Origin of the sequence: Streptomyces sp. NPDC006265, assembly GCF_040613555.1 — a bacterium.
Taxonomy (GTDB): domain Bacteria; phylum Actinomycetota; class Actinomycetes; order Streptomycetales; family Streptomycetaceae; genus Streptomyces.
In genome coordinates, this window is sequence record NZ_JBEXSH010000710.1 from 1 (window position 1) to 4,820 (window position 4,820).

5 protein-coding genes and 1 pseudogene are annotated in these 4,820 nt (G+C 71.6%); 4 read left to right on the forward strand and 2 right to left on the reverse strand.

The features are described 5' to 3' along the window. Positions 1–139 precede the first annotated feature (139 nt). Entirely contained in the window at positions 140–1,918 is a 1,779-nt protein-coding gene (locus tag ABZ281_RS38050) for an ATP-binding protein (protein WP_356662594.1), read from the forward strand. A gap of 19 nt (positions 1,919–1,937) precedes the next feature. On the opposite strand, the pseudogene ABZ281_RS38055 reads toward ABZ281_RS38050, so the two are convergent. Together ABZ281_RS38055 and ABZ281_RS38060 are read right to left on the reverse strand one after the other, a co-directional pair. Next, positions 1,938–2,114 (reverse strand): annotated as a pseudogene (locus ABZ281_RS38055) (antitoxin); the annotation flags it as partial. Positions 2,115–2,140: 26 nt separating this feature from the next. After that, positions 2,141–2,419 carry a hypothetical protein gene (locus ABZ281_RS38060; RefSeq protein WP_356662595.1) on the reverse strand — a complete coding sequence of 93 codons (279 nt, stop codon included), beginning with the start codon at positions 2,417–2,419 and terminating at the stop codon, positions 2,141–2,143. A gap of 182 nt (positions 2,420–2,601) precedes the next feature. Here ABZ281_RS38060 and miaA point away from each other — a divergent pair, with 182 nt between their 5' ends. The 3 genes from miaA to dapF all read left to right on the forward strand — a co-directional run. Continuing rightward, positions 2,602–3,540: a tRNA (adenosine(37)-N6)-dimethylallyltransferase MiaA gene (gene miaA, locus ABZ281_RS38065; protein ID WP_356662596.1), complete on the forward strand. Its 939-nt coding sequence runs from the start codon at positions 2,602–2,604 to the stop codon at positions 3,538–3,540. Positions 3,541–3,648: 108 nt separating this feature from the next. Continuing rightward, on the forward strand, positions 3,649–4,167 hold the full coding sequence (locus ABZ281_RS38070) for a hypothetical protein (protein WP_356662598.1): 519 nt from the start codon (positions 3,649–3,651) through the stop codon (positions 4,165–4,167). A 28-nt stretch (positions 4,168–4,195) separates the two neighbouring features. Further along, on the forward strand, positions 4,196–4,820 hold a 625-nt coding region (gene dapF / locus ABZ281_RS38075; protein ID WP_356662597.1), incomplete at its 3' end, for a diaminopimelate epimerase.

The window sequence follows — 4,820 nt, forward strand, 5'->3', positions numbered from 1 at the left end:
GCTCCTGCGAACTCGTCGTCCGGCTCGCCCTGTCTTGCGTCACGGCGCCCCCGGGCGACGGCGGGGTCACTGACCTGGTGCGTAACGCCCTGCACCGCCAGGCTGACGCCGAGCGGGTGCGAGCCCTGGTGGGTGACCTGTGACCGCGACCCGCCCCCCACGGGGCGACGGCGCCCCAGCGCCGTACGTGCTGCCCGCGCCGGGTCCGGTCACCGACAACAGGCTCTCGGACAGCACGCTCTACGGTCCGAGCATCCAGGCCAGCCGGATCAACGGCGGTGTCCATTTCCACGAGGCAACGCCGTCCGCACCGCCAGTTCCGCGGCAACTGCTGCCGGTGCCCGCCACGTTCACCGACCGGGAGTCCGACCTCGCCGCCCTGATCACCCAGATCGGGGAGCTACCCGACTACGCCGTGCGCACGGTGGTGATCAGCGGGCCCGGCGGCGTCGGCAAGACCACGCTGGCGAACCGGCTGCTCCACCAGGTGTCCGCCGCGTACGGCGGTGGTCAGCTCTACGCGGATCTGCGCGGCTACGCCCCCGAGGGCCCGGCCCGTACCAGCGAGGTCCTCGCCCGATTCCTGCGTTCTCTGCGCCCCGGTGCGCAGCCCGCATCCGTGGAGGAGCTGGCCGCCTGGTGGCGATCGGTGACCGCCTCACAGCCGGACCGGCCCGCGATCGTCCTCCTCGACAACGTCCGCAACGCCGCCCAGGTCCGGGCACTCCTCCCCGGCGGGAGGGGCCACCTGGTCGTCGTGACCAGCCGAGACCGCCTGGCCGAACTGGCCCCCGACGGCGCCGTACTGCACAGGCTCGATCCCTTCGACGAGGTAGCCGCCCGGCAGTACCTCACCCGCTGCCTGGGTCAGCACCGCGTAGCCCGTGAAGCCGGTGCCGCCGCACAGATCACTCGCCGCGCCGCCGGCTCACCCATGGCGCTCGCCCTGACGGTGACCCACCTCGCCGCAGACCCGGACCGGCCGTTCGCCGAACTGGTCTCCGGCGCCCCGAGCAGCGCCCCAGCAGATCCATCGCATCCCACCCTCGCCCGTCAGGAGGCGGCCGTGAACCACGCCCTCGACCAGTCGTACTCGTCACTTCCGCGCAGCACCCCCGCCCCGGCCGTCTACCGGCGCATGGCGAGCGTGTTCACCGTCGACTTCGACGTGCCGCTCACAGCCGCCGCCTGCAACCTGACGTGCTCGGAAGCCGAAACCGCCCTGGAACAGCTCCACGAGCGAAACCTCATCGAGCTCCACCGGGAGTCCGCTTCCCGAGGCCGCGTCTACCGCTTCCACGACACCGCCCGTGCCCATGCCCGGGACCGGGCCACCAGGGAGGCCACCCTCGGGGAACCGGAGGAGCTCCTGCAGCGGGCCCTGGACTTCTACCTGACGAACGCGAGCGCCACCGAGAAGATCCTCACGCCCACCCACCGCCCCCTGCGTCGGGACAACGTCTACCCGCCCGCTGAAATGATCGTGTTCGCGGATGAAGCCACCGCTCTGTCCTGGCTTTATGCCCAGCGGGACAACCTGCTGCACGCGGTGCGTGCCGCGGCCGCCGCCGGCCTGGACCGATCCACCTGGCAGCTGGCCCACGCCATCTGGCCGCTGCTCCGCTCGTCCCACGACTACGAGCTATGGTCCGAGAGCCACGAACTCGGCCTTGAGGCCGCGCGCCGCTGCGGGGACCGTGAAGCCGTCCGCCGATGTGCCGTTCACTGTGCCGATGTGCGTCGGAACCTGCTGCGTCGATGCGCGCTCAGGAGGTGGGCGGTGGTGCCTCTGGAGGAGGAGTGCCGCCCGCGTCCCGCGGTGGAGCCGTCCGGCCGGTGCCGGGCGGCGCCGTCGTGCCGTGCGTGCCAGGCGTCGTCGTGCCGCCCGTGTCCGGTGCGGTGTCGCCATGGTGCGTGAGCCGGCCCATGGCGCCCTTGGCCCGGCCGGTGCCCGACTGGATCCTGTTGCTGTACTTGCCCTTGGTCGTCTTGTTGACGGCCTGCGCGGCCTTGTCGAGGCCGTGGTGGATCTTGCCCTCGTGCCGCTGTGCGAGGTCCGAAACCTTGCCCTTGGCCGGGCCCAGCTTGGCTTTCACGTTGTCCATGAGACCCATGGCTCACCTTCCCTCGCGCGGGGCGGTCAGGTACGGGCGCCCTCGCCGGCCTCGTTGTCTGCCGCCTTCTCTGTGGACTGCTGCTTGGGGATGTCGACGCCCTCCGGCCCGGTGGGCTTGGAGGCCTCGGTGGTGGCCTCGGCAGCCGTCTCAGCCGCTTCCTCCGCTCCGTCGGCGCCCTTCACCTCCGCGGCCTCGGCCGCCTCCGCCTCGGGTCCGGCCTTCGCCGTGTCGTTCTGAGCCTCGGCCGCAGGCGTCTCCGCCGTGGCCTTCGACCGCCGGAGAAGTCGTGCAAAAACGCCCATATCCACTCCATACGTTACTCGTGCGGGCGAAATCCCGCGTTGCCCGGTGCGTCAATTTGCGCGGCCCGGGTCACCGCCTCTGTGATCCGGCGGCAGGAACCTCGCAACGGGCAACGACCCCGCGACCGTCGCGTCACGTAACTCGTTCGAGACCAGGGGTCGAGGTTTGCGAGACTGGGGCGGTGAGCAGTGCACCCCCCGCCCCCCGCGTCATCGCCGTCGTCGGACCAACTGCGGCCGGAAAGTCCGATCTGGGCGTATTCCTGGCTCAGCGTCTCGGCGGTGAAGTCGTCAACGCCGACTCCATGCAGCTCTACCGAGGGATGGACATCGGCACCGCCAAGCTGACGCCCGAGGAGCGCGACGGCGTCCCCCACCACCTGCTGGACATCTGGGACGTCACCGTCACGGCGTCCGTCGCCGAGTACCAGCGCCTGGCCCGGGAGCGAATCGAGGCGCTGCTCGCCGCGGGCCGCTGGCCGATCCTGGTCGGTGGCTCCGGGCTGTATGTGCGCGGGGCCGTCGACAACCTGGAGTTCCCCGGCACCGACCCCGAGGTCCGCGCCCGCTTGGAGGAGGAACTCACGCTGCGCGGCTCCGGCGCGTTGCATGCCCGCCTGGCCGCCGCCGACCCCGAGGCCGCTCGGGCGATCCTGCCGAGCAACGGCCGCCGGGTCGTCCGCGCCCTGGAGGTGATCGAGATCACCGGCAGGCCCTTCACGGCGAACCTCCCCGGCCACGACTCGGTGTACGACACCCTGCAGATCGGCGTCGACGTGGCCCGTCCCGAGCTGGACGAGCGCATCGCGCGCCGGGTCGACCGGATGTGGGACGCCGGCCTCGTGGACGAGGTGCGCGCACTTCAGGCGCAGGGGTTGCGTGAAGGGCGTACGGCCTCGCGTGCGCTCGGCTACCAGCAGGTGCTCGCGGCGCTCGCCGGGGAGTGCACCCTCGAGGAAGCGCGGACCGAGACCGTGCGTGCCACCAAGCGCTTCGCGCGCCGCCAGGATTCATGGTTCAGGCGTGATCCGCGGGTGCACTGGTTGAGTGGGGCGGCGGCCGATCTCACGGAACTTCCGCAGCTCGCGCTGTCCTTGGTCGAACGACCGGTTACAGCCTGATCACGTCATGGCATCGGGACGCCCAGGCCGTCATCCGGTTCTTCGGCGGCGTGCCATCATCGAGCTTCGATCGACCGAGTTGAGTCCTAGTTGGGAGGGCGCGTGGCGATGGAGGCCGGCCCTCGCGACACCGCACGAAGCACCGATCACATCACCGCCGAGCGGGATGAGCCGGGTCGCGGGGACGACGACGCAGTGGAGCAGGAAGCGGACCGCCTCAGCTCCGACGGACCCGACGAGACGCAGGGTGTGACGGACGACGGTCCCGAGCCCGGCGAGATGTTCGCCGACGAGGTCGAGGTCGAGCTGCGCCCGCAGCGCCGGCTCCGTATCTGGCAGCTGGCCCCCATCGTGAGCCTCGCGGCACTCGGCTCCCTGATGTTCGCCTTCCCGCTCGCCTTCGACTTCGGCGACAGCGGGGCCGTCATCGCCATGCTGGGCCTGCTGATCTGCTCCTGCGCGGCCGGCTGGGGCATGATGGCCGCCCGCCGCGTCGGCTACACCTGGCCGGGCCTGCCGGCCCGTGGCTCCGGCCGCAGACCCGACTGGCGGGTCGCCCTCGCGTACGCCCTGGTCGTGGCCGTCGTGGTGGTCCTCGCCGTGTGGCGGGTGGCACGACTGCGGTAGGGGACGCGTGCCCCGTTACGATCGAGGCATGAGCACGCGGATCGCCTTCCTCAAGGGTCACGGCACCGAGAACGACTTCGTGATCGTCCCGGACCCCGAGAACGCCATCGACCTGCCCCCGGCCGCCGTCGCCGCCCTGTGCGACCGCCGTGCGGGCATCGGCGGTGACGGGCTGCTGCACGTCGTGCGGTCCGCCGCGCATCCGGGGGCCGAGGGCATGGCGGCCGAGGCGGAGTGGTTCATGGACTACCGCAACGGCGACGGCTCGGTCGCGGAGATGTGCGGCAACGGCGTGCGGGTGTTCGCGCGCTACCTCCAGCGTGCCGGTTACGTCACCGAGGGAGACCTCGCGGTCGCCACGCGCGGGGGCGTGAAGACCGTGCACATCGCCAAGGACGGTGACGTGACCGTGGGCATGGGCCGGGCGGTGCTCCCCGAGGGCGACGTCACGGTGCGTGTCGGCGAGCTCAGCTGGCCCGCCCGCAACGTCAACATGGGCAACCCGCACGCGGTCGCCTTCGTGGACGATCTCTCGCACGCCGGTGATCTGCTCGCTCCGCCGCCCTTCAGCCCGGCCGCCGCGTACCCGGACGGTGTGAACGTGGAGTTCGTGGTCGACCGCGGCCCCGGGCACGTCGCGCTGCGCGTGCACG